This window comes from Synergistaceae bacterium (assembly GCA_017540085.1).
Classification (GTDB): Bacteria; Synergistota; Synergistia; order Synergistales; family Aminobacteriaceae; genus JAFUXM01.
In genome coordinates, this window is the sequence record JAFYBQ010000028.1 from 38,621 (window position 1) to 63,283 (window position 24,663).

Consider the following 24,663-nt stretch of genomic DNA (forward strand, 5'->3'; position numbering starts at 1 on the left):
TGTGAAGATCGGCATAATCGGAGCTATGGACTCTGAAGTGAGCCTGCTCAGGGAAGCAATGAATATCACCCGCGAAACAGTCAAAGCCGGAATGATTTTCACCGAGGGGAAATTAGGCGGCAATGAGGCAGTAATCGCAAAATGCGGAATGGGCAAGGTCAACGCGGGAGTCTGTACGCAGATTCTGATTGACACTTTCGGCGCGACTCACATCATCAACACGGGCGTTGCAGGGGCATTGAATGACAGTCTCAACATCGGCGACATTGTAGTGTCCGTTGACGCGGTGCAGGATGATTTTGACGTAACGCACATAGGCTTCAGGGCCGGGGAGATTCCCTACACGGGGAAAATTGCGTTTGAGGCTGACGGGGCATTAAGGGCGGAAGCTGTCGGGCTGTTCACGCTGTCGCACCGGGGGTGAATGTCATCGAGGGGCGTATTTGCTCCGGGGATCAGTTCCACTCAAAGCGGGAAATTTTTGACGCGATAATTTCAGCGTTCAAAGGGGACTGCATAGAGATGGAAGCGGGCGCGATAGGGCAGGTTTGCTGCCTGAATGATATACCGTTCGTTTCAGTCCGGGCAATTTCTGACAAAATCGGAACGCCTGTTGAGGATTACAAGAAAGTTGAGGCCGATATAGCAAGGTTATGCGCCTCAGTAACAAAATATATGGCAGAAAATTTACACATGTAGAAGGAGACAATATAAACATGGCTAAAGTAGTTGGAATAGATTTAGGCACAACAAATTCATGCATAGCGGTTCAGGAAGGCGACCAGACAACAATAATCGCAAACAACGAGGGAGCAAGGACGACTCCTTCTGTGGTAGCGTTCACGAAAGACGGCGAAAGGCTCGTGGGACAGCTCGCGAAACGTCAGGCAATCGTCAACGCAGACCGCACAATAATGTCAATCAAGCGCGAAATGGGAACGGATTACCGCGTAACAATTGACGGCAAGAAATATACTCCCCAGGAAATCTCAGCGATGATTCTACAGAAGCTCAAACGCGACGCGGAAGACTATCTCGGCGAAACTGTAACGCAGGCAGTAATCACAGTGCCGGCATATTTCACGGACGCACAGAGACAGGCCACAAAGGACGCAGGGACTATCGCCGGGCTTGAAGTTCTCCGTATCATCAACGAGCCTACAGCGGCCTGCCTTGCTTACGGCGAAAACAAGAAGGACGAGCACAAAATTCTTGTGTTTGACTTGGGCGGAGGAACGTTTGATGTAAGTATTCTTGATGTCGGCGAGGGAGTGTTCGAGGTTCTTGCGACTGCGGGCGATAACAGGCTCGGCGGTGATGACTGGGACAACAGGATAGTAGAATGGATGTCGGCTGAGTTCAAGAAAGCAGAAGGCATTGACCTGTCAAAAGACTCAATGGCCATGCAGAGACTCAGAGAAGCCGCAGAGAAGGCAAAAATTGAGCTGTCCAACATGACCGAGACAACAATCTCACTTCCCTTCATTACGGCGAATCAGACCGGCCCGAAACATTTGGAGATGAAATTGACGCGGGCGCAGTTCGAGAGCATGACGGCAGATCTTCTTGACCGCACAATCAAGCCGACACAGAGAGCATTGCAGGATTCCGGCCTCAGCGCGTCAGAAGTCGACAAAATATTACTGGTAGGCGGATCAACACGTATGCCGATGGTGCAGAAGAAAATTGTTGACCTTCTCGGCAAAGAACCCACAAAGGGAATCAACCCGGATGAATGCGTCGCAGCAGGAGCCGCCATTCAGGGCGCAATCCTCAAGGGGGATCACAAAGACATAGTGCTTGTTGACGTTACGCCGCTGACTCTGGGTATTGAGACGCTCGGCGGAGTCATGACAAAGATGATTGAGCGCAACACCGCAATCCCCGCGCAGGCTTCGCAGGTCTTCACGACAGCAGCGGACAATCAGCCGCAGGTTGAGATAGCTGTCTTCCAGGGCGAAAGGCCAATGGCGCAGGACAATGTGAAGCTCGGACAGTTCACGCTTGACGGAATCGCCCCCGCTCCGAGAGGAATACCGCAGATTGAGGTAACGTTCAACATTGATACGAACGGTATACTCAACGTTTCAGCAAAGGACAAGGGAACAGGCAAGGAGCAGAAAATCACTATACAGTCGTCCAACCTGTCAAAAGATGACATCGAGCGCATGAAGAGAGACGCGGAAGACCACGCCGCCGATGACGAAAAGAAACGCGCCAGCGCAGAGGCAAAGAACGAGGCAGACGCGGCAGTGTTCCAGGCAGAAAAGTTAATGCGGGACTTAGGCGAGAAAATGACCCCGGAAGAGAAAGGCCGGGTCAACACGAAAATTGACGCGCTCAAGAAAGCAATTGAGTCCAACGATGAAGCCGGAATGAAGTCGGGCAAAGATGACCTCACGAAAACAATGCAGGAGTTCGGCGCAAGGCTCTATCAGCAGGCAGGCCCGAATCCGAACGCGAATCCCAATGCGGGCGCGAATCCGGGACATCAGGCAAATGACAATGACACAGTAGACGCGGAGTTCAGCGACAAAAATTAGTGTAAATTGACATAATCCCCGCGCCTATCGCGGTATGTGTGGCAGTTAGGACTTTCCCATTCCCCTATCTTCAAGTCCTTTACTGCCTTATTTTTATCTTACTCCGCAAGAAGACTCCCCGCATTGGCAAAAAATTCAGGAATCGCGCTGACAGCATGGCCGAGAAACAGTGAAGCCCCTCAACGAAAGCAGGGACGCTCCTACACTCAGAAGCAATCCCCGCCCAAAATACAACGCAGAAATTATTGTGTGATGTTCAGCCGTCAAACCGCCGCAGGAAATTTTGCTCCCTGCGACTCTCCGTCATGTATCTGCCTCAGAATCTCTACGGCAACTTCAAGAGCCTTCTTGCCGTCCCCGCCCCCTACAACAGGCTGCTTATGTTCCCTCACGCACCGCACGAAATCGGCAAGCTCCAACTTCAGCGGCTCGCTTTTCGGGAAAACGGGAGTCTCTCTGATCTCTACCTGGCCTTCAGGATTGTTCACGCACCGCGAAATCTGCACCGTCTGAAGCTCATAGTTCACCGTAATCTGTCTCTCGCGCTCGACAACCTCAAGCTGTCTGCATTTCTTCTGTGCGCACCTCGATGTCAGTATATGCGCCAGTGTCCCGTCCTCAAACGTTATGTGAGCGTCGGCAATGTCTTCATGCTCCGTGAAAACACATGCCCCCGTCGCGGCAATCCTCGCGATTCTTGACGGAACAAGGGACATCACTATGTCGATGTCGTGAATCATAAGGTCAAGAACGACTCCTACATCATTGATTCGCGGCGTGAATGGTGCTGTGCGCCTCGCGTCAAGATATACGGGGCGGCAGGGTATCTGTGATATGTAGCGTATTGCGCTGTTGAAGCGTTCAATGTGGCCGACCTGAAGCACGAGATTCTTTTTGTCGGCAAGCTCTAATAATTCTCCGGCCTCTGAAGGTTTCACAGTTACAGGTTTTTCGACAAGGACGTGAATCCCGGCCTCAAGTGCTTTCTTTGCGATTTCGTAGTGCTGGCTCGTCGGGACAACTACCGATATTGCGTCAGGCGATTTTCGGGTGATTAATTCGTCAAGTGAGCCGTAAGCAGGGACTCCGAGATGTTCGCCGATGAATCTTGCCCGGTCTATGTCGCTGTCGGCAACCCCTACAAGCTGTGCGTCAGGAAGCTCCGTGTATATCCTCGCATGATGCTGGCCTAAATGCCCTACACCTATAACCGCTACTTTCTTTGTCATGATTTGCGAATCCTTCCCCTTGTGAAAAATATCTCTATTGTTACTTATCACAAAATACGTAATTTTTGTGGCACGGAAATTTTCATGATTATATTTTTTTCTCACTGACTTTGCAAATTCGGCGGTGTGGTATCATAAATCAAAATCCCAAATCAGAGAGAGTGAATCATTATGACAAAACAGGAAATCCTCGCGAAAGTCAAAGAGTTAATCGCGGCTCCGTCAGTCTGCAAAAGTATAAAGTCAGCGGCAGAGTCCTACGTCAAGAATCAGGACAGAGAATCGGCGGAGGCTCTCGTGAAAGCTCTTGAGGCTGATGTACGCTCGGTGGACGAACTTATAGGGCTTTGCGAATCTGAGTCGGGCGCAAAATTTTTCGGAGCTGAGAAAGCCAAAGCTATGGCGGAACAAGCAAGGGAGTCAAAAACTAAGGGCAACAAGTACTGCATATGCCCCGCGTGCCAGGCAGGAGGACTCATCTGGGAAAACAGGCAGGCACTGTAGCACATAGGCGCAAAAATCCCGCTGTTTGTATTATAATTTCCCGTAACAATATCCCGGTACAAATTGCACAGCTTTATTCATATCACACAGAAAGGAAGCACACAGTCATGAAGGAATTTACGTACACCATCACCGACCCTGTAGGCATCCACGCACGCCCCGCCGGACTCCTCGTCAAAGAGGCAAAGAACTTCAAGAGCACAGCAACATTCATCAAAGGCGAGAAGTCAGCAAAAGCAACCGCCCTCATGAAGCTCATGGGAATGGGAATCAAGCAGGGTGATGAAGTCCTCGTGAGAATCGAGGGGGAAGACGAAGAAGCCTGCGCCGCCGCCTTGGAGAAGTTCATGAAGGAGAATTTCTAGTGCCATGAAAACCTTCAAAGGCACGAAAATCGTAAACGGGATAGCAATCGGCAAAATAAAAATCTACAAGGCTCCCGTCTACGAAATAAGTGAGGAGCTTGTCAGCGACATTTCAGCGGAGTTAGCGCGTTTCGAGGCCGCCCGCGTCAAAGTTCAGGAGGATCAGAACGCACTTTATGACAAAGAAATGAAAGCCGGACATAAGGACACCGCCGGAATATTCGAGGCTCACGCAATGATGCTTGACGATGAGGACACCCTCATAGACCCGTGCAAAGAGATCATGGCCGAGGGTCATACAGCAGAATACGCCGTGAGAGAAGCATTTGACGAGGCCGCAAAGCAGTTCAGCGAAATGGAAGATGAATACTTCCGGGCAAGAAGCGCGGATGTTGTCGACCTCAAAAACTCAATGCTTGATGTGTTGTTCGGTGCTGACACTTCAAGCCTTCAGGGGACAGAACCCGCCATCCTCGTAGCGGAAGATTTAGCCCCCTCCGAAACCGTCAAGCTCGACAAGTCTTTACTTCTTGGACTCGTTACACGTCTCGGAAGCTCCAACAGCCACACCGCAATTTTAGCCCGCTCTATGAACTGGCCGACTCTGATTCAGTGCCATGATATAGCAGACGATTGGGACGGAAAATTTGCCATTCTTGACGGCTACAACTCCTGCATTTACATTGAGCCGGAGCAGAAAATCATTGACGAGCTTTCAGCAAAGCAGGCCGAGGACAAGCGCAAAGAAGAGGAATTGCAGAAGCTCAAAGGACAGCCCAGCGTTACAAAAGACGGCAGGAAAGTCAAACTTTACGCCAACATAGGCGGGCCGAAAGACGTTAAAGCCGTAATCGAGAATGACGCAGAGGGAGTCGGCTTGTTCCGCTCGGAGTTCGTTTACCTCAACAGCAAGACAGACCCGACAGAGGAAGAGCAGTTCAAAGCGTACAAGCAGGTGCTTGAGGGACTCGCGCCCCGTATGGTAATCATAAGAACGTGCGACATTGGCGCGGATAAGACAATCGACTATATGAATCTCGACAAAGAAGAGAATCCCGCGCTCGGTTTCAGGGCTGTGCGAATCTGCCTTACCCGGCCGGATTTCTTCAAGCGTCAGTTACGCGCACTGCTCCGGGCTTCAGCGTTCGGCAATCTCGGTATCATGTTCCCGATGATAATATCCCGCTGGGAAGTCGTGAAATGCAAGGAGATTCTGAACGAGTGCAAAAAGGAGCTTGAGTCGGAGGGCGTGAAGATTGGCGAGTACCAAATCGGTATAATGATAGAGACACCCGCCGCGGCTTTGTGCGCTGACGAATTAGCCGAGGAGGTTGACTTCTTCTCGCTCGGAACGAACGACTTGACGCAGTACACGTGCGCTATTGACCGACAGAGCGCGAGTCTTGAGCCTTTCGCCAACACACATCACCCCGCTGTTCTCAGGCTCATACGCGAAACAATAGAGGCAGGACACCGCCATAACACATGGGTGGGAATCTGCGGTGAATTGGGAGCTGACCCGACATTGACGGAAGATTTCCTGAAATGGGGAGTCGATGAGCTTTCAGTCAACCCGAAAAGCATTTTACCCCTGCGCGGAAATGTGCGGAATGTTGACCTGTCGAAATACAAAACTGAATCCCCGAAAGCTGAGGAAAAGCCCGAAACAGTACAGGCACCCAAGCAGAAGGGATTTTTTGGGAGGTTGTTTAGCTAGATGTTATACGGAGCATTAGAGGCCGGCGGAACAAAAATGCTTTGCGCTGTCGGCAACGAAAACGGACAAATATTAGATCAGGAGTCAATTCCTACAACGACACCTGACGAGACTATGCCGAAAATCATCGAGTACTTCAAAGCAAAAGTATCGCCAGATCTCCCGGAGGAAGACAGAATTACAGCTCTCGGAATCGCCTGCTTCGGGCCTGTTGACGTGAGGCCGAAATCGAAAACTTACGGCAACATCCTCAACACACCCAAAATTCCGTGGCGCAATTATCCCATCCTCACAACGCTGAAAGACGCGCTGAATATTCCCGTCAGCATTGACACGGACGTGAACGGCTCACTTCTCGGCGAGGCTACATGGGGCTGCGCTCAGGGACTCACGGACGCGGTATATTTCACCATCGGCACAGGGATCGGAATGGGCGCGATGTCAGGCGGAAATCTCATTCACGGAATGCTTCACCCGGAGGCAGGTCATCTCTTCATGGTGAGGGTTGACGGCGACGACTACAAGGGACACTGCCCCTCGCACGGAGCCTGCTTTGAGGGAATGGCAAGCGGCCCTGCTGTTCAGGAACGCTGGGGCAAACCGGGCAAGGAACTCGCCGACATGCCGGAGGTCTGGGAGCTTGAAGCGAAATATATCGCACAGGCATTGACGGACATCACTATGGTGTTAAGCCCGCAGAAAATCATACTCGGAGGCGGAATCATGAGCCAGACTCAATTGTTCCCGCTCATCAGGAAATATCTTGCGGAATACATCAACAATTACATCGACACAAAGGAACTCCGCAACATGAACGCTTACGTGTCGCCCGCAGCCCTCAACGGAAATCAGGGCATAATGGGCGCATTGAAGCTCGCTGCAATGGCGGCGGAAGAATAATATCCCGGACAAAATACAATCCCTGCCCTTTTTGCTGACACGGGGCGGGGATTCTCCATTCAGCACAGGGCAATTCTTACAGAGAGGAAAATTCTTATGGCTGACGAACCAGTGAAAAAAGAAGTAAATCAGGATTTCAGAGATATTGACGTAGAGTCGCTCGGCGAGGAGCATATCAATCTTGTGTTCAAGCTGGGACTTGAGAATTTCGGCGTTGATGTGAACATGGTGCGCGAGATTGTGCGCGTTCCGTCATTCATCACTAGAGTCCCGAACGCACCCGCATATATACGCGGAGTCATTAATCTGCGCGGGACGATTGTGCCGGTTTTCGACATGCACATGAAAATAGGCATGGCCGGACATCCCCTCACAGATGAGGCGCGTATAGTCGTTATCTCCGTCAATGAAGTAACATTCGGAATGATAGTAAATTCTGTGCGGGAAGTGCTGACGATATATGACTCACAGCTTGAAGTAGCAACGAAATTGTCATCAGCGATAGATCGCCGCTATGTCTTATGGGTGGCCAAGCCTGCTGATGACAGGCTAATATTGCTTCTTGACGTGTCTAACCTGTTTGAGCTTGACCAGATTTTAGAGGACAGCGAGTAATTCATATGCGTAAAATTTTACTGGGCGCGTTTTTCGTGATTTTCGTGATGACGTTATGCGCGTCCGCATTTGCTGATGCGGTTCTCTACAGGGGGCAGGACAATATCGGGGCTGTTCCTTCTGTCGACAACAATTCGCAGCTGTGTGTTTCTGTTGAGGACACCGGGCGGATTTTCGGGTTCAAGTCAAAGCGCAAGGATGACGAGCTTACACTGACGCGGGGAAATGCGGTTATCCGTGTCGCGCTTGGCTCTGCGGCGGGGTGGAGAGGGTATGCGATTGTCCCGTTATACTCTGCGCCGTTCGAGAAGGACGGAAAATTCTGGCTGGACTCTCATAGTGTCGCGGCATTGTTTCAGGCTTTAGCGGGGAGAGGAGTCGAAAACCGTCTCAGGTTCGCGAAAATTTCAGGCTACACCGCCTCGCGCCCCGGCGATTTCGGGCAGTTCAGCGGGACTCAGACTACCGCGCAGACTCCTACAGTAACCCCGCAATCACCCACAGCGCAGACTCCGCAAGTGCCATCATCACCGACTCCGACTCCGCAAGCCGCAAGAGTCCCCGCAGCGACTCCGGCAGTCCCGACAGCCACACCGCAGACTCCTTCTGTCCCGGAGCCGTCCGAAACTGTCGCAAAAGAACCTGAGACTCCCGCAAAGGCTGAAGATGACATAGACCTTGACGCGATATTATTGGAGGCACTGCGCGAAAGGACTCAGGCCGAATCAGCCCAGACTGCCTCGCAGGACATACAGCCCTCACAGCCGCAGACAGCAAAGCTCCCGGAAAAATCATCACAGCAGACAATCACAGAGCCTTCACAGACAGAACAGCCCGAAAAGCTCCCGGAAAAATCATCACCCAAGAAACACGCCGGAAAGCCTCAGCCCCGTATGCAGATATTTGAGCCGGGCGACTCGAAATCAGAGAGAGGCAGCAACTACAGCGGAGTGATTCAGGGCATACGATGGACATCACAGGAAGGCACAAACAAGAAAATCCGCGCCGTAATCATGGCCGGTGAAGAGTCAGATCCGCAGGTCTATATGGATAACGGGAAACTTCACGCGCTGTTTGAGTCAAGCCTCGAAAACTCAAAGAGCATCGCTTCTCCGTTTGCCGAAAATATCAAAGCCGAAATCAAATCCGCCTCCGATGGCGTTGATTTAGTGTTCACGCCAAAGGGAATCACTAAGGCCGAAAAGCTCGTGCTGAATAATCCCCGCCGTATAGTGTTCGATTTCTTTTACCCGGAGGACGCGAACATAATCGGCACTGCACCAAAGCCAGCACCCGAAAATATACGCCTTCCCGGGCAGGTGTCAGAGACTCAGACAGCGCAGACTCCTTCCGCGCCTGACCCGGAAATTACCGCTGACCCTAAGCCCGAACCCCCCGCCAAACTCCCCGCGGTCATGACCCCTCCCAGCACTATCACAATTCCCACAAGCCCGCAGGCCGCTCAAAGGTTAGGCCGAATCAACAACGGCAGGAAAACTGTCGTAATTGATCCAGGGCACGGAGGAAAAGACCCCGGCGCAATGGACAACGGAGTCCGCGAAAAAGATGTGAATCTCGCTGTCGGACTCGAACTGAAACGCGCTTTAACCGAAAAAGGCTACAACGTCGTAATGACAAGGGACACAGATATTTATCTCAAGCTACAGGAACGCACAGACATAGCCAATAATGTCGGAGCTGATTTGTTCGTAAGCGTTCACGTAAACGCCCTGCCAAACAAGAAATCAATGACGGGATTCGAGATTTATATCATGGCTCTTCCTACAGACAAGGACGCAATGAACCTCGCGAAAGCCGAGAACCGCGAATATGTCGAGGGCAAAGGAATGGACACAGAGAACGTAGACAGGAAAACAGAAATGCTCCTGCGTATATTGGGCGACCTTCAGCAGAACAACAAAATTTCCGAGAGTACAGATTTTGCGGCCATGCTCTACAATGCCGGAGTGAGAAGCGGACTCCCGATGAGACGAGTCGCGCAGGCTCCTTTCTTTGTGTTACGTGGCGCGGGAATGCCGGCGGTCTTGCTTGAGATAGGATTCGTAACAAACGCAAACGAGTCCCGGATTCTTACGACACCGCAATACCAGCAGAGAATAGCGGCCGCGATGTCTGAAGGAATCGCAAACTACATAAAGTGATACAGGAAGGTGATAATTCATGCCGCCTTTAAGACGAAATGACACAGGAAGACCGATTCCCAACAGGCGCAGGCAGGCACAGCAGGCTATGGCAGAAGCGGAAGCACGCAGGCGCATTCTTCAGCACAAAAAGCCGAGACCGCTCCCGCAGGATTATGACGAGGAAAAACCGACTCCGCTCCTCCTGCGGATATTGTCATTACTGGGAGTGATACTGCTTTGCTTTGTGCTTGGCTATCTGGGAACGTCGTGGGTTGTGGATTTCCTCAACAAAAAATTATTCCTCAAGCCCGAAAACAGAATCGAGAATCAGGAAGACTTGTCGCGCTTTGAAGAGTCAGAAAGAGAACAGGCCGCCCGCAAAGCTCTTATGTCCGGGGCTGACGTTCAGCAGGTCTCAATCAATATATATCACGTCAAAGATGACACTATAGCTGAGGTCAGGCGGAATTTCCTCGTACAGACAAGAGAAGATAACATGCGGGATGCCGTCAACGAAATAATTTCATTAAGCGGTGTCCCGAACGCCGACAGGATAAGGCTGCTTCACGTGTTCAGGAATGAGGATACAGCATTTCTTGACATGCCGGGGCAGTTTGCCTCCTCCCTTAACGTTATAGGCAAGCAGAAATCACTTCTCCTTATCACAAGCATAGTGCGGACACTGCAGGAAAACTTTTCGCCCGTATCGGAAGTAAGATTCCTGCTCGACTCAAAGTCTCCCAGCAACGGCGGAATTGTAGACCTCTCATCAGTATGGAAGCTCCCGCAAAAATCATGACATTCACAAAATTAATCATAGCGACAGGAAATCAGAACAAGTACAGGGAGTTCACCGAGATAATACGCGGAGTAGCGGGTGAAAATTTTGCTGATGAGATAATTTTTGCCCCTGAAATTTCGCGGATGATTGTTGACGAGACCGGGAAGACTTACGCCGAAAACGCTATGCTGAAGGCTCGCGCATGGGCTGAATATTCCGGGCTTCCGTGCCTTGCTGATGACTCCGGGCTTGAGGTTGACGCGCTTGACGGTGCGCCGGGTCTGTATTCCGCAAGAGTGATTCAGGGCGGGGACTCGGATAAAGTTTCGTGGCTTCTCGGTCAGCTTGAAGGAGTCGCGAAAAGGTCGGCAAGATTCGCCGCGGCATTATGCTTGTGCGTTCCGGGAGAATATACGCTCATCACGGAAGGAGAATGCCGGGGGAATATCACCGAGTCAGCAAGAGGCTATGACGGATTCGGCTATGACCCTGTATTTTTGCCGGACGGCTACAATCAGACATTCGCGGAATTGTCCGGCCATGTCAAGAATAATATCTCCCACAGGGCAGACGCATTCAGGAAAATACAGCTTGCCGTTCAGAAATAATCCCAAGAAATTTATGAGTGAGACAACGTTCGATGATGTTCTTTTCGGGAGCGTGAGAATGATACAGCCCCTCACAGGCCCGCGTGTGAACATGGACACGGTTTTATTGTCGGCGTGGGTGAAAGTCCGCTCAGGGACGCACGAGATATTAGAGGCCGGGTGCGCGTCCGGGGCGGTGTCTCTGATACTCGCACAGCGTTACGGGAATATTCATGTTACAGGAGTCGACATTCAGCCGGAATTAGTGAGGATAGCCGAAATCAACGCGGAGAATAATAATCTTTCAGGCAGGGTGAAATTCATTGCGGGAGATTTCCGCGTGAAGAGTCTTCTGCCTTCCGGGAAATTTGACGCTCTCGTGATTAATCCGCCGTATTCGTCCGTCATGGCCGGGCGTGAAAGCCCCGATGAGTCACGAACGTCAGCCCGTCTTGAAGTCTCATGCGCCCCTGATGATGTCGGAGAATTAGCGCGGAGAGTCCTCAAGAGCCGGGGGAGACTCTTTGCGGTGTTCGCAAGTTTGAGGCTTGACGGATTTTTGTCGGCAATGAGAAATCACCGCATAATACCCAAGAGACTGCGCCCCGTTTACCCGGATATAAATCACAATTCCGGGATATTCCTACTTGAGTGCGTGAAGGACGGCGGAGAAGGACTCAGCCTGCTTCCCCCGCTTTATGTGAGGGACGGGAGCGGGAATTATACATCCGAAATCCTGAAGGCGTACCAGCCTGACGGAAATATATAGGGAGGCTCTATTTACATTATGTACGAGGCATTAGCATTAGGCGCACTGTTATTTATTTTACGCAAACTTAATGAGGCGGGAGTCCCGAAAACCGCGCTGAATATTTTTGCGGTGATTCTGATTTTGTGGCTTGCGCTGGGATTCGCTGCGGGATTTGATTTCAGAAACGCGGAATATGACTTTTTCCCCTATCATTTTGCGGAGATTGTACGCGCCCTGAATATGAATGTCATTATCATTACGCTTTACGGTTTTATTGCGTTCCTTCTTGTGTGCATTGCTGCGAGATTCGCGCCGTTCACGAAACAGAAAGCATTATGCTCCGTCATTCTTATGATTATTGTTACGGTCTACAGCATGTGGGAGGCGTATAACATTCAGCCGAGATATATTACAGTCCCGACAAAGAAACTTCCCGCAGGCACGGACAGAATCAGAGTCGCGTTCCTTGTTGACGTTCATATAGGCGGAGTATCGACTCTGAATCATCTTGAGCGGGTCATGAAAATTGTCTCAGACGCAAGCCCGGATATAGTGATGCTTGGCGGTGATATTCTTGACGGGGATATGTCATGCAGGAAGCAGGAGCTTGAATTACTGCGTGAGGCGGCGAAAAATGCGCGTTACGGAGCTTTTGCGGTCAACGGGAATCACGAGCATTATATTATTCTTGATGTGAATGTTGAAGGCGTTATCCGTGAATGCGGCTATGACCTTCTCATAAACGAGCGCAGGGAGACTCACGGCATTACGGTTTTGGGACTCGATGATGTCAAATACGGCTGGATTCGGCCATACCTCAAGCCGGAAGACAAAGAAAGATTCGTCCTCCTCCTGAAACACCGCCCCGGAGTCCCGAATGACGCGGACGGAAATTTTGACCTCATGCTTTCGGGGCATACTCACGGGGGGCAGTTCTGGCCGCTGGGCTACTTCAAGAACATGGCACTCCACAGCCGGCAGGGTCTCACACAGAAAGCCGGGGGATATGTCTACGTCAGCAACGGTGCCGGGTTCAACCAGGCCGCAATGAGATTGTTTGTTCCGCCTGAAGTTACGATTGTTGATATTGTGCGGGAAAAATAATGCCGCTGACTCTAGTCCCGACCCCGATCGGGAATCTTGAAGATATAACTTTGCGTGCGCTCCGTGTCCTTCGTGAGGCCGACATTATAGCCTGCGAGGACACGCGGACTTCATCAATCTTTCTTCAGCACTACGACATTCACAGGCCGCTGACATCATTTCACATTCACAACGAGAACGACAAACTTCCCTTCCTCCTGCAAAAACTCCGGGAGGGGGCAAATATCGCGGTGATTTCTGACGCAGGGACTCCGGGAATCTCCGATCCGGGATGGATATTATTGCGCCGGGCGATAGATGAGGGACTCCCCGCCGATGTTCTCCCCGGCCCGAACGCCGTAATACCTGCCGTGCTTCTGTCGGGACTCAATCCTCAGCCGTTCATGTTCATGGGATTCCCGCCTGAGAAACACGGGGAGAGAGTCAGACTCTTTGAGGGCGTGAAGGATTTTGCCGGGACATTATGCTTTTACGTCTCACCGCACAAAATAGCGAGGGACATTGCCGACATGCTTCAAGTTTTCGGGGACAGGGACTCGGCGTTAGTGCGGGAAATCAGCAAGGTGTACCAGGAGACTATACGCGGGACTCTGAATGACATTCTCGCGAAAATTAATGACGGCGTGAAAGGTGAATTAGTGCTTGTGATTTCGGGCTGTAATTCTGAGGGCATTAATGACTCATGGAAGGAAGAAGCCCGCTCAATGTATGAGTCCGGCCTAAGCGTGAAGGATATTGCCTCGTCAGTCTCAGAAAGATTCGGAGTCCCTAAGAATGACATAAAGAAATATATATTGTCAGAGTCGCGCTTAACGTGATTTTTTGCGTATATATGAGTAAAATATACCCCGTAAAAATTACAGGAAGGAAAAATAGATTTTGGATCAGGAAAAAGTATACTCGGTAAGAATCGGAGCGGAAGAACTCGTGTTCAGGACAGGACACGCGGCAAAGCAGGCAAACGGAGCCGTCATAGCTTCTCACGGTGATACGGTCATGCTCTCAACGGCCTGCATGTCTGACACAGCAAGGACAGGAATAGACTTCTTCCCGCTCGTAGTCGACTATGAAGAGAGATATTACGCGGCAGGGAAAGTTCCGGGAGGGTTCATTAAGCGTGAGGGGAAACCGGCGGACTCGGCTATATTAGGCTCAAGAGTCGCTGACAGGGCTATACGCTCTCTTTTTGCTGACGAAATGCGGAACGATGTGCAGATAGTGAACACCGTGCTTGCTATGGATCAGGTGTACCCCCCGAACATTCTCGGCATAAACGCGGCAAGCGCGGCTCTCTCAATCTCAGGAATCCCCTGGGGTGGCCCCGTTGGAGCTGTCAGAATCGGACTCATCGGCGGAAATTTAGTCGTCAACCCGACAGAAAAGCAGATGCTTAACTCCATGCTGAATCTTATTGTCGCCGGCCATGATGACGGCATAACAATGGTAGAGTCAGGGTCGTATGAAGTCTCAGAGGAATTACTTGTTGACGCTTTAGAGCTTGCACACAATGAGATACGGAAGATTATAGCCCTCTTCCGCAGAATGAAGGACGAAATCGGGAAGCCTCAGCTTGAAATAGAACTGCCCGAAAAACTGCCGGAGATAGACGAATGGATACGCGAGAATTTAGACGGCGAAATAGACTCAGCAGTCAGAATCCATGAGAAGAAGCCCCGCGAGAAGAAAATCAATTCAGTGAAAGACACGGCCAACGAACATTTCAGCGAACTAATCAAAGAAGACCCAGCGAAAGAAGAATACATAAGCGCGTACATTGACAGCAGAGTGAAGGCCATAATGCGCGGGATAATCATCAATGAGCATATACGGGTTGACGGCAGGAAGATGGATCAGATTCGCCCGATAACGTGTGAGATTGGAGTCCTCCCGAAAGTACACGGCTCTGCGATATTCACACGCGGCGAGACTCAGTCATTGGCCACAACAACGCTCGGCATGATCGGCGAGGATGACCAGATTCAGGACGGCATAAAGCTGAATGAGCCTGCGAAAAGATTCCTGCTACACTACAACTTCCCGCCGTATTCTGTCGGAGAAGTCAGAGCGATTCGCGGACCTGGACGGCGTGAAATCGGGCACGGGGCATTAGCGGAGAGAGCATTATTGCCCGTGATACCGTCTGAGGAGGAATTTCCGTATGTTATCCGCGTTGTGTCGGACATATTAGAGTCGAACGGCTCAAGCTCACAGGCAAGTATCTGCGGCGGAAGTCTGTCAATGATGCACGCAGGAGTCCCGATTCGCTGCCACGTTGCCGGAATCGCAATGGGACTCATCAAAGAGGGCGACAAAGTTCAGATTCTCACAGACATACAGGGACTAGAGGATCATTACGGGGATATGGATTTCAAGGTAGCCGGGACAAGGGCAGGGGTTACGGCTCTTCAGATGGACAACAAAGCCGGAGGAATTACCCGCGAGATTCTCGAAAAGGCATTAGGGCAGGCAAGGCGGGCAAGATTCCAGATACTTGAAGAAATGGAAGCCGTTATCCCGGTTCCGAACAAGATTTCACCTGACGCACCGAGAATAATATCGTTCGAGATTGACCCGGACAAGATACGCGACGTAATCGGCTCAGGCGGCAAGGTTGTACGGAGCATTACACAGCGCACGGGCGTGAAAATGAATATCGAGGATGACGGAGTAATCACGATTTCCGGGCCGACAATGGCGCAGGTTGAGGACGCTCACGCAATCGTCATGGCATTAACGCGGGAGCTTGCGCCGGGCGAGGTGTATTACGGGACTGTTACGCGGATGGTGAATTTCGGCGTGTTCGTGGAATGCCTGCCGGGGAAAGAAGGACTCCTCCACATCAGCGAGGTAAGCACAGCCAGAGTCCCAAGAGTCGAGGACGTATTCAAGCCTGGCGACAGGGTGCTAGTCATGGTGAAGGAAATTGACGAGCAGGGCCGGGCGAATCTCACAAGGCGCAGGATTATGGCGAATGAGGACAAAATCAGGTCAGCCGGACTCGCTTATGCCCTCCCTGACGAACGAGAGCGCGACAATCTCATCACGACTCTTGCCTCCCGTGAAAGGGGCTACGGCAGCTTCTCCATGCGCGACAGAATGGGCGGTGTTTCCTCAGCGACAAAATATCTTGAGCGGGGCTACTCCTCCAACCGCGCCACAAGGAACGATTACGACCGCGAGGGGCGCGGAAGGCGCGACAGGGGCAGGAGGGATTATTGATGCCGGACGAAATCACCGTGAAGATAAAGCGCGAGGCCAACACGATAGCCATACCCGAATACGCGACTCCGGGGTCTGCGGGTGTTGACCTTTGCTCTATGAAGTACTGCATGATTAAGCCGGGCGAAATGGCGTTAATCTCAACGGGGATATATCTCGAAATCCCTGAAGGCTACGAGGGTCAGATACGCCCCCGCAGTGGCCTTGCCATGAACAGCCGAATAATCATCCCGAACAGCCCGGGAACAATCGACTCCGATTACCGCGGGGAGATTCGAGTCCTGCTGCTGAACATGGGCGAGGATCCGTTCACATTGAGATTCGGCGACAGGATAGCGCAGCTTGTGTTTGTGCCTGTAGCGCGGGCAAAATTTCAGGAAGTCAAAGAACTGTCAGCGACAAAACGCGGGGCAGGCGGTTTCGGCAGTACAGGAACGAGATAAATTTTTCCCCTTCATGAGAACGTGAGGGGGATTTTTGTTGAGTTTTTTTGCGCTATAATTCCGCGTGAGGTGATATTTTACATGAAAAAACTTTTTACGCTGGTCATGTTATTGGCGGTTATGTGCGTTTTTGGTGAGCCTTCATTCGCAAAAGCACCGGACAAGGACATCATCATCCTGTACACAAACGATGTTCATTGCGGAGTCGATGAGAATATCGGCTATGCAGGCTTTGCGTTTTGTGCTGACGAGGTGCGGAAAGAATCCCCGTATGTTACTCTTGTTGACGCGGGAGACTGGGCGCAGGGCGGTACAATCGGCGCGATCTCGCAGGGGCGTTACATCCTCGAAATCATGAACGCAGTCGGGTATGACATAGCGGTGCCGGGAAATCATGAGTTTGATTACAACTGGAGTCAGTTCGAGAATTTCGCAAAGAATCTCAAGTGCGGATTCATTTGCTGCAACCTGAGAGACCTGCGGACGGGTGAATTAGTCTTCAAGCCCTACAGGATTTTAACGTACGGCGATGTGAAAGTCGCTTTTGTCGGAGTCGCTACTCCTGAGTCAATTACTACATCAACTCCCTATTACTTCATGGACGAGAATGGGAAATACATCTACGATTTTGACGGCGAGCATACCGGGCAGAAGCTCATAGCCTCGATACAGAAAGCCGTTGACTCAGCCAGGGCTGAAGGTGCTGACTACGTTATTGTTGTCGGGCATCTCGGCGAGTATGACGACGTTGTAGATGTATGGGCTGTTCCGTTTATTGCGCCGCGAACAAAGGGAATCGATGTGTTCATTGACGGTCATTCGCATGAGATTACGCCGTCTCTTGTCTTCAAGAACGCAGAAAGCAAAGACGTAATAGTTACTCAGACAGGAACGAAATTAAACAATGTCGGAAAGCTCACAATCAGCAAAGAAGGCAGAATCACTACAGAGCTTATTAACAAAGTTGACGGAAAAGACGCGAAAATCACCGCGCTCATCAACGAGAAAAAAGCCATCCTCGAAAGTACATTGAGCAAACGTCTCAGTCATACGAGCTTTGATCTTCTTGCAAAGGACGAAAAAGGAAACTGGCTTGTGAGGAACAGCGAGACGAATTTATGCAACCTCATAACAGATGCCTTCCTCGATTCAGCAAAGAAGACAAAGACAGGAAAAGCGGATATAGCTGTCAATAATGCAGGAGGCTTCCGGACGGACATCAAAGCAGGCGAGATAACGTACAGCGATGTGTTGGGCGTTCTCCCCTTCAACAACACCGTGTGCATCTGCGAAGTGCCGGGGCAGAGTCTTCTTGACGAACTCGAACTCGGAGCGCAGTCTCTTCCCGACAATAACGGCGGATTTCTTCACGTTTCGGGAATGACATACACGGTCGACTCATCAATCCCGACTCCTGTTATCGTTGACGACAAAAATATGCTCGTTGCGGTTTCGGGCGACAGGAGAGTCAGAGACGTGAAAGTGAACGGCGAACCGCTTGACCCCGCGAAAATGTACAAGGTCGTATCAACAAGCTACGTTCTTTACATGAATGGCGACGGGCATATGTTCAGGGGCGCAAAAGTAATCGAGCCTGACTACATAGCCTATGACCAGACATTAGCAAACTACGTGAAACAGTTTGAGACTCTCCCGGAGAAATACAGAAACGCAGAAGGGCGAATCAAATTCGTGAAGTAAGAAAACTTTTCCCCCCTTGCAGAAAATGTGAGGGGGATTTTTTTTTCAGCAACAACCGCAAAATTTCTCATTCATACCTTGCCTGAATGCACTAAAATATTACCCATCAATCCACAAATTACCACTGCAAATTCTGACTGCGATTTTTCCGTGAGACTCTCAGCGGGGGCTTGAGGCTCCGTGAAAATTCCGGCCATGTTTGCAGGAAGAGTCATCAGCAAAAACTTTCACACACAGGAGGAATCATTTGACATGTTTACACCTGGACCGATATTAGGCGAGTTTTTCGGGACGCTCGTCCTTGTGGTATTCGGAGACGGCAATGTAGCAAACCTCGTACTCAAAGACTCAAAGGCTAACGGCTCAAACTGGGTACATATCTGCTGGGGCTGGGCTTGGGCAGTAGGACTCGGAGTTTTCGCGGCCAATGGTCTCGGCTCACCTCAGGGCGACCTGAATCCCGTCGTAACAGTCGCAAAGACTCTCGCGGGGACTTACGGCTCATGGGCTGAGGCTTTCGGGATAATCATCGCTCAGATGTGCGGAGGGTTCTGCGGTGCCGTTGTAGTGTGGCTTGCGTACCTAGATCACTGGAAGGGGTCAGACCCTAGCGCACAGCTCGGTGTATTCTGCACAGCACCCAACAAGAGCGAGAAAGACAGGAGTCTCCCGTGCTGCTTCCTGACTGAGGCAATCGCGACATTCTTCCTTGTTACGCTGATTATGTGCGTGTTCTCTGAGGGAGTTGCGACAAAGGCAGGCTTCACGCCCGGAGTCGGTACTTTCCTCGTTGCGGGCATAATTTACGGACTCGGCGCGGCTCTCGGAGGGCCTACAGGCTACGCGCTCAACCCCGCAAGAGACCTTTCACCGAGAATCGCTCACTTTGTACTCCCGATACCCGGAAAGAGGGACTCGGACTGGGCATATTCATGGGTTCCTGTAGTCGGGCCGTTAGTGGGAGCGGTTGCGGCGTACTTCTTCTGCCACGCCTGCGGAATAATGTAGCGTAAATTCACCAAAGCCCCCGCAGTTTTCACACACAGGAGTCGGAACAATGATATTCAAGCTATTCGGAAAAAAGAAAGAAGAAAGCGCACCTTCAGAAACGAAACAGGAGGAGAAAATATCAATGTCAGGCAAAAAATATGTAGCCGCGATTGACCAGGGAACAACAAGCACGCGCTGTATGCTTTTCACGAAAGACGGAAAGCCCGCCGGATCATATCAGATGGAGCATGAACAGATTTTCCCTCATCCCGGCTGGGTCGAACATAACGCGATGGAAATATGGAGCCGGACTCAGGACGTTATCCGCGGGGCATTGAACGCCGTCAACGCTTCACCTGACGAAATCGCCGCCGTAGGAATCACGAATCAGCGCGAGACAACGGTAGTGTGGGACAAAGCAACAGGCAAGCCGATATACAACGCAATTGTGTGGCAGTGCACAAGGACTCAGGACTTCTGCGCGGAATGGCTCAAGAAACCCGGCTGGAGTCAGAACGAGAAAGGCGAGGGAAAAGTCAAAGACATCACTGGCCTTCTGATTAACCCGTATTTCTCCGGGACAAAGATCCGCTGGATTCTCGACAACGTTCCCGGAGCGCGTGAGAAAGCCGAGAAGGGAGAATTATTATTCGGCAACACAGACACGTGGCTCATCTGGAATCTTACGGGCGGAGTCAACGGCGGAGTCCATGTAACAGACGTGTCGAACGCCTCGCGTACCCTCCTCATGAATATTGAGACGTGCGAATGGGACAAGACGATGATGGATGAGCTGAAAGTTCCCGCGTCAATGCTGCCCAAGATTATGCCGTCAAGCTCGGTATACGGCTACACGACAGAGTCCGGGCCTTTCGGGGCAAAAATTCCTGTTGCGGGCGATTTGGGAGATCAGCAGGCGGCTTTGTTCGGCCAGGCGTGTTTGAGCGAGGGCGAAGCGAAAAACACATACGGCACAGGCTGCTTCATGCTCATGAACATAGGCGACAAACCGATTCCCTCAAAGAATGGACTCCTCACGACAGCGTTCTATTCACGCGAGAAGGGGAAATGCTATTACGCTCTCGAAGGGTCAATAGCGATTGCGGGTGCTGCGATTCAGTGGCTGCGCGATAATCTCAAGATGGTAGATGACGCGCCTGTAACGGAATATTACGCGGGGAAAGTGAAAGACTCCGCCGGAATATATTTCGTCCCTGCGTTTTCGGGACTCTTTGCGCCTTACTGGGACATGACAGCAAGAGGGGCGATTGTCGGATTAACGCGCTACGTCCGCAAAGAACACATTATCCGTGCGACTCTTGAGAGTCTCTGCTATCAGACCCGTGATGTCATTGAGGCGATGGAGAAAGACTCCGGCAAAAAACTCACAGCCCTGAAGGTTGACGGCGGTGCGGTCGTGAATAATCTGCTCATGCAGTTACAGGCGGATATTCTCGGAGCAGATGTTGTCCGGCCTGTAGTGAATGAGACAACAGCATTAGGCGCGGCATATGCTGCGGGACTCGCCGTAGGTTTCTGGAAAGATGAGGGCGACATTCGCGCGAACTGGGCGCAGGATCACAAGTTTACGCCTGAGCTTGAAGCCTCCGAACGCGAGAAAGCCTATGCAGGGTGGAAGAAAGCTATAGAGAAGTCAAGAGCGTGGACGGACTAATTCCGCAATAAACAGCAGAGATGAACAATACCCCCCTGCCTTTATGGCATCCCTCCTGCGTAAGGGGGGAACACAAGGGGGGTTTGTTATAGGGAGGGAAAATTTTTGTATGACATTGTGATAATCGGCGCAGGCATAACAGGAGCTTCAATAGCCCGCGAGCTGTCAAAATATCACGTGAAAATCGCCGTAATCGATAAAGCGTCAGAACTCCCCGCAGGAGCTTCACGCGCTAACAGCTCAATGATACACGGAGGATTTGACGACAAGCCCGGAACAGTCAAAGCAAAATTCTGCGTTCCCGGCAATAAATTATGGCACAAGCTCAAAGATATTCTTGACGTTCATTTGGACGAATGCGGGTCTTACGTCTGCGCTTTCAATGATGACGAAACAAAGCACCTTGAAGAATTGCTACAGCAGGGAAAAGCTAACGGCTCTGCGGGAGTCGAAATAATTTCCGGCGATGAGTTACGCAAGAAAGAACCGAACGTTTCACCCGACATTGTTGCGGCTCTGTGGTCTCCTGAAGCGGGAATCATCAATAACTTTGAGGCCGTAAACGCAATGATAGAGAGCGCACGAATCAACGGGGCTGAATTGTTCCTTGAGACAACAGCAACGGGCCTCCTTCTTGATGACGCGGGGAACATTCGCGGAGTGTCAACAAACAGGGGCGACTTCACCGCAAAAATTGTGATTAACGCGGGCGGTGTACATTCGGGCGAGATTGCTTCATGGGCGGGCGATAACTCGTTCAGAATCATTCCGACAAAGGGAGAATATTTTTTGCTTGACCGTGCGACAAAAGGATTCATTCACAGCTTCCTTTTCTCCTGCCCGTCAAAAGCCGGAAAAGGAATCACCGTTTTGCAGACAGCAGAAGGAAATCTCATGTCAGGCCCTACAGCAACAGAGCAGCTTGACCCGGAAGACAGGTCAACTACCCCGGAGGGACTCGCGGAAGTCCTCAAAGGTGCGCGGCGACTCGTGCCAAATTTCCCCGTCAACATGAACATTACGACATTCGCAGGAGTCCGGGCTAATACAGAGTCGGGGGATTTCGAGATTTCAGCGTTGAAGAGTCCCCGCGGATTCGTCAACGTCGCCGGAATAAAGTCCCCCGGCTTCACATCAGCACCCGCAATAGCAGAGTACATAGCCGAATTGCTGAAGGAAGAATTTTCCGACATCGTAACATTTTCACCAAACGAAAAATTTATCCCCGAACGCCGGAATATTCCCCGCTTCCTGTACATGGACATGGCCGGGCGCAAGGCATTGGCGGAAAAAGACTCGTCTTACGCTCAGATTGTGTGCAGGTGCGAGACAGTAACAGAAGGGCAAGTGTTAGAGGCAATACGCAGAGGAGCGCGCACAGTCTCAGCCGTAAAGATGATGACACGCGCAGGAACGGGAAGATGTCAGGGAGGCTTCTGCTGTCCGAGAGTCGCCGAAATATTATCCCGTGAGCTGAATATACCGCTTGACGAAATCACGAGGCACGGCGGGGAGTCAAAACTTCTTGCCGGGAAGACAAAAGAATTTCTGCTGAAGGAGGCTGTGTCTGAATGAGTGAAAAAATTGACGTGTTAATCATCGGGGCAGGGCCTGCAGGAGTCGCGGCGGGAATCGGCGCAAAGCGTGAAGGGGCTGAAAATGTCGTAGTGATTGAGCGTGATTGGGACTTGGGCGGAATATTGCAGCAGTGCATTCACCCGGGATTCGGTCTGCGGACGTTCAAAGAGGAGCTGACCGGGCCGGAATACATGCACAGATTCATTCAGCAGGCACACGAGGCGGGAGTCGAATTTCGCACAAATACGATGGTATTTCAGATTGATGCCCCATCTTTACCCCCCTTTAATTCCCCCCTTGGCAGGGGGGACGAGAGAGTCGCCGGGGTTCTCGCCTCCCCTGTGCAAGGGGAGGTGGCCGAAGGCCGGAGGGGTCGCAACATCGCACAAGGAGAGGTGTCCGAAAGCCGGAGGAGTCGTAGCGGTGTTACCGTGTGGACAATGAACAAAGAGCGCGGAATCGAGTCGCTTAACCCGTCCGCAATTGTCCTCACAATGGGCTGTCGCGAGCGTCCCCTAGGCGCAATCCGAATCCCCGGAACACGCCCAGCAGGAATCTACACAGCCGGGACTGCTCAAAGATTCGTCAACATGGAAGGCTACATGCCGGGAAAACGTGCGGTGATTCTCGGTTCGGGCGACATAGGGCTAATCATGGCGCGGCGAATGATCTGGGAGGGCGCAACGGTTGAAGGTGTCTACGAGGTAATGTCATGGCCGGGCGGATTAAGGCGCAACATTGCTCAGTGCCTCGACGATTACGGGATACCATTCCATTTGCGGACGACTGTAACACGCATTCACGGCAACGACAGGCTAGAGGGCGTTACGGTCGCAGAAGTTGACGATCATATGACACCGATAGCCGGGACAGAACGCTACGTAGAGTGTGATACGCTCCTGCTTGCCATCGGGCTTATACCTGAGAACGAGTTATCCCGCATGGCCGGAGTCGAAATTCACCCCGTAACGGGCGGGCCTGTCGTGAATGATTTATTGCAGACGAGTAACCCCGCAATATTCGCCGCCGGAAATGTCGTTATCGTCTATGATCTTGTCGACAACGTAAGCGACGAGGGACTAATAGCCGGAGCGAACGCCGCAAAATTCGCCGCCGGGAAAATTTCACCGTCAGCAAGAATCCCGGTCAAAGGCGGGGAAAATGTCAGGCTATATTCTCCGCAAATTGTTACGGGCGAAACTGACGCAACAATCTTCATGCGCGTAACTCATCCCATAGAGGAAGCGTGCAGGGTCTTTGCTGTCTGTGATAACGGGGCGGAATTATATTCGCAGAGACTGAGATATGCCCGACCCGGCGAAATGAACGAGGTTAGAATCAATGCGGAAAAATTGCGCGGAGCAGGAAAAGTTTCAGGCATAACGATAGATATACAGGCGGTGAAAAAATGAGCAGTGAGAGAAAATTTATCTGCGTTTCATGCCCTTTAGGGTGCGGCTTAACCGTAACGCTTGATGATTCGGGCGAGGCCGTGAAAGTTGAGGGCAACACTTGCCCAAGGGGTGAGAGTTACGCCCGCTCGGAAGTGAAAGATCCCCGGCGCGTTTTCGCGTCAACCGTGAGAGTCAGCGGAGGAAAGCTCCCTGTATGCCCCGTAAGAAGCAAAACTCCCGCTCCAAGGGGAAAACTTTTCGACATCGCCAGGGCTGTGGCAGGTCTGAACGTTGAAGCTCCCGTGAAAATCGGACAGGTATTAATTCACAATGTCTGCGGGACTGATGTCGATATTGTAGCAAGCAGAGATTTAGAGGCCGCAAAATTCTGAATGAACGAGAAGTAATCCCGCAAAGAAAAAA

24 protein-coding genes are annotated in these 24,663 nt (G+C 51.4%); 22 read left to right on the plus strand and 2 right to left on the minus strand.

The features are described 5' to 3' along the window. Position 1: 1 nt before the first annotated feature. The 3 genes from mtnN to dnaK are packed head-to-tail and all read left to right on the plus strand — an operon-like array spanning position 2 to position 2,543. Positions 2-424 carry a 5'-methylthioadenosine/S-adenosylhomocysteine nucleosidase gene (mtnN, locus tag IKQ95_05630; protein ID MBR4196177.1) on the plus strand — a complete coding sequence of 141 codons (423 nt, stop codon included), beginning with the start codon at positions 2-4 and terminating at the stop codon, positions 422-424. Further along, positions 421-699, plus strand: coding sequence for a hypothetical protein (locus IKQ95_05635; GenBank protein MBR4196178.1), 279 nt, complete (start codon positions 421-423; stop codon positions 697-699). Before mtnN ends, IKQ95_05635 begins: the two co-directional genes overlap by 4 nt. A gap of 17 nt (positions 700-716) precedes the next feature. Then, a complete protein-coding gene (dnaK, locus tag IKQ95_05640; protein ID MBR4196179.1) occupies positions 717-2,543 on the plus strand; it encodes a molecular chaperone DnaK in 1,827 nt (608 codons plus the stop codon). Between the two features lie 263 nt (positions 2,544-2,806). Here dnaK and IKQ95_05645 read toward each other — a convergent pair whose 3' ends face one another. Next, positions 2,807-3,772 carry a Gfo/Idh/MocA family oxidoreductase gene (locus IKQ95_05645; protein MBR4196180.1) on the minus strand — a complete coding sequence of 322 codons (966 nt, stop codon included), beginning with the start codon at positions 3,770-3,772 and terminating at the stop codon, positions 2,807-2,809. A gap of 171 nt (positions 3,773-3,943) precedes the next feature. Here IKQ95_05645 and IKQ95_05650 point away from each other — a divergent pair, with 171 nt between their 5' ends. The 14 genes from IKQ95_05650 (at position 3,944) to IKQ95_05715 (ending at position 18,603) form a co-directional block, all read left to right on the plus strand. Next, the gene (locus IKQ95_05650) at positions 3,944-4,276 is read left to right on the plus strand and encodes a hypothetical protein (GenBank protein MBR4196181.1); all 333 of its coding nucleotides are present in this window, start codon (positions 3,944-3,946) and stop codon (positions 4,274-4,276) included. A gap of 107 nt (positions 4,277-4,383) precedes the next feature. Then, positions 4,384-4,641, plus strand: a complete 258-nt coding sequence (locus IKQ95_05655) for an HPr family phosphocarrier protein (GenBank protein MBR4196182.1) — start codon at positions 4,384-4,386, stop codon at positions 4,639-4,641. A 4-nt stretch (positions 4,642-4,645) separates the two neighbouring features. Next, complete coding sequence (gene ptsP, locus IKQ95_05660; GenBank protein ID MBR4196183.1) at positions 4,646-6,358, plus strand: phosphoenolpyruvate--protein phosphotransferase; 1,713 nt, start codon at positions 4,646-4,648, stop codon at positions 6,356-6,358. Next, entirely contained in the window at positions 6,359-7,258 is a 900-nt protein-coding gene (locus IKQ95_05665; protein MBR4196184.1) for an ROK family protein, read from the plus strand. Positions 7,259-7,354: 96 nt separating this feature from the next. Next, entirely contained in the window at positions 7,355-7,873 is a 519-nt protein-coding gene (locus IKQ95_05670; GenBank protein ID MBR4196185.1) for a purine-binding chemotaxis protein CheW, read from the plus strand. Positions 7,874-7,878: 5 nt separating this feature from the next. Continuing rightward, a complete protein-coding gene (locus IKQ95_05675; protein MBR4196186.1) occupies positions 7,879-10,035 on the plus strand; it encodes an N-acetylmuramoyl-L-alanine amidase in 2,157 nt (718 codons plus the stop codon). 19 nt (positions 10,036-10,054) lie between these two features. Then, on the plus strand, positions 10,055-10,816 hold the full coding sequence (locus tag IKQ95_05680) for a GerMN domain-containing protein (protein MBR4196187.1): 762 nt from the start codon (positions 10,055-10,057) through the stop codon (positions 10,814-10,816). After that, positions 10,813-11,406, plus strand: a complete 594-nt coding sequence (gene rdgB / locus IKQ95_05685; GenBank protein MBR4196188.1) for an RdgB/HAM1 family non-canonical purine NTP pyrophosphatase — start codon at positions 10,813-10,815, stop codon at positions 11,404-11,406. The genes IKQ95_05680 and rdgB overlap by 4 nt, the downstream gene beginning before the upstream one ends. Further along, positions 11,390-12,154 carry a methyltransferase domain-containing protein gene (locus IKQ95_05690; protein MBR4196189.1) on the plus strand — a complete coding sequence of 255 codons (765 nt, stop codon included), beginning with the start codon at positions 11,390-11,392 and terminating at the stop codon, positions 12,152-12,154. Before rdgB ends, IKQ95_05690 begins: the two co-directional genes overlap by 17 nt. A gap of 18 nt (positions 12,155-12,172) precedes the next feature. After that, entirely contained in the window at positions 12,173-13,240 is a 1,068-nt protein-coding gene (locus tag IKQ95_05695; protein MBR4196190.1) for a metallophosphoesterase, read from the plus strand. Next, entirely contained in the window at positions 13,240-14,058 is an 819-nt protein-coding gene (gene rsmI, locus IKQ95_05700; GenBank protein MBR4196191.1) for a 16S rRNA (cytidine(1402)-2'-O)-methyltransferase, read from the plus strand. The genes IKQ95_05695 and rsmI overlap by 1 nt, the downstream gene beginning before the upstream one ends. A gap of 61 nt (positions 14,059-14,119) precedes the next feature. Continuing rightward, positions 14,120-16,459 (plus strand): polyribonucleotide nucleotidyltransferase, encoded by a 2,340-nt coding sequence (locus IKQ95_05705; protein MBR4196192.1) that lies wholly within the window; start codon positions 14,120-14,122, stop codon positions 16,457-16,459. Continuing rightward, positions 16,459-16,902, plus strand: coding sequence for a dUTP diphosphatase (dut, locus tag IKQ95_05710; protein ID MBR4196193.1), 444 nt, complete (start codon positions 16,459-16,461; stop codon positions 16,900-16,902). Before IKQ95_05705 ends, dut begins: the two co-directional genes overlap by 1 nt. An 81-nt stretch (positions 16,903-16,983) precedes the next feature. Further along, positions 16,984-18,603 carry a bifunctional metallophosphatase/5'-nucleotidase gene (locus IKQ95_05715; GenBank protein MBR4196194.1) on the plus strand — a complete coding sequence of 540 codons (1,620 nt, stop codon included), beginning with the start codon at positions 16,984-16,986 and terminating at the stop codon, positions 18,601-18,603. 71 nt (positions 18,604-18,674) lie between these two features. On the opposite strand, the gene IKQ95_05720 is transcribed toward IKQ95_05715, so the two are convergent. After that, a complete protein-coding gene (locus tag IKQ95_05720; GenBank protein MBR4196195.1) occupies positions 18,675-18,818 on the minus strand; it encodes a hypothetical protein in 144 nt (47 codons plus the stop codon). A 37-nt stretch (positions 18,819-18,855) separates the two neighbouring features. On the opposite strand from IKQ95_05720, the gene IKQ95_05725 reads away from it, so the two are divergent. The 5 genes from IKQ95_05725 to IKQ95_05745 all read left to right on the plus strand — a co-directional run bounded on the left by IKQ95_05725 (position 18,856) and on the right by IKQ95_05745 (position 24,632). Next, positions 18,856-19,611, plus strand: coding sequence for an aquaporin family protein (locus tag IKQ95_05725; protein ID MBR4196196.1), 756 nt, complete (start codon positions 18,856-18,858; stop codon positions 19,609-19,611). A gap of 124 nt (positions 19,612-19,735) precedes the next feature. After that, a complete protein-coding gene (gene glpK / locus IKQ95_05730) occupies positions 19,736-21,268 on the plus strand; it encodes a glycerol kinase GlpK (GenBank protein ID MBR4196197.1) in 1,533 nt (510 codons plus the stop codon). Positions 21,269-21,385: 117 nt separating this feature from the next. After that, on the plus strand, positions 21,386-22,843 hold the full coding sequence (locus IKQ95_05735; GenBank protein MBR4196198.1) for an NAD(P)/FAD-dependent oxidoreductase: 1,458 nt from the start codon (positions 21,386-21,388) through the stop codon (positions 22,841-22,843). Beyond that, positions 22,840-24,258, plus strand: a complete 1,419-nt coding sequence (locus IKQ95_05740) for an FAD-dependent oxidoreductase (protein ID MBR4196199.1) — start codon at positions 22,840-22,842, stop codon at positions 24,256-24,258. The genes IKQ95_05735 and IKQ95_05740 overlap by 4 nt, the downstream gene beginning before the upstream one ends. After that, positions 24,255-24,632, plus strand: coding sequence for a DUF1667 domain-containing protein (locus IKQ95_05745; protein ID MBR4196200.1), 378 nt, complete (start codon positions 24,255-24,257; stop codon positions 24,630-24,632). Before IKQ95_05740 ends, IKQ95_05745 begins: the two co-directional genes overlap by 4 nt. Positions 24,633-24,663 lie beyond the last annotated feature (31 nt).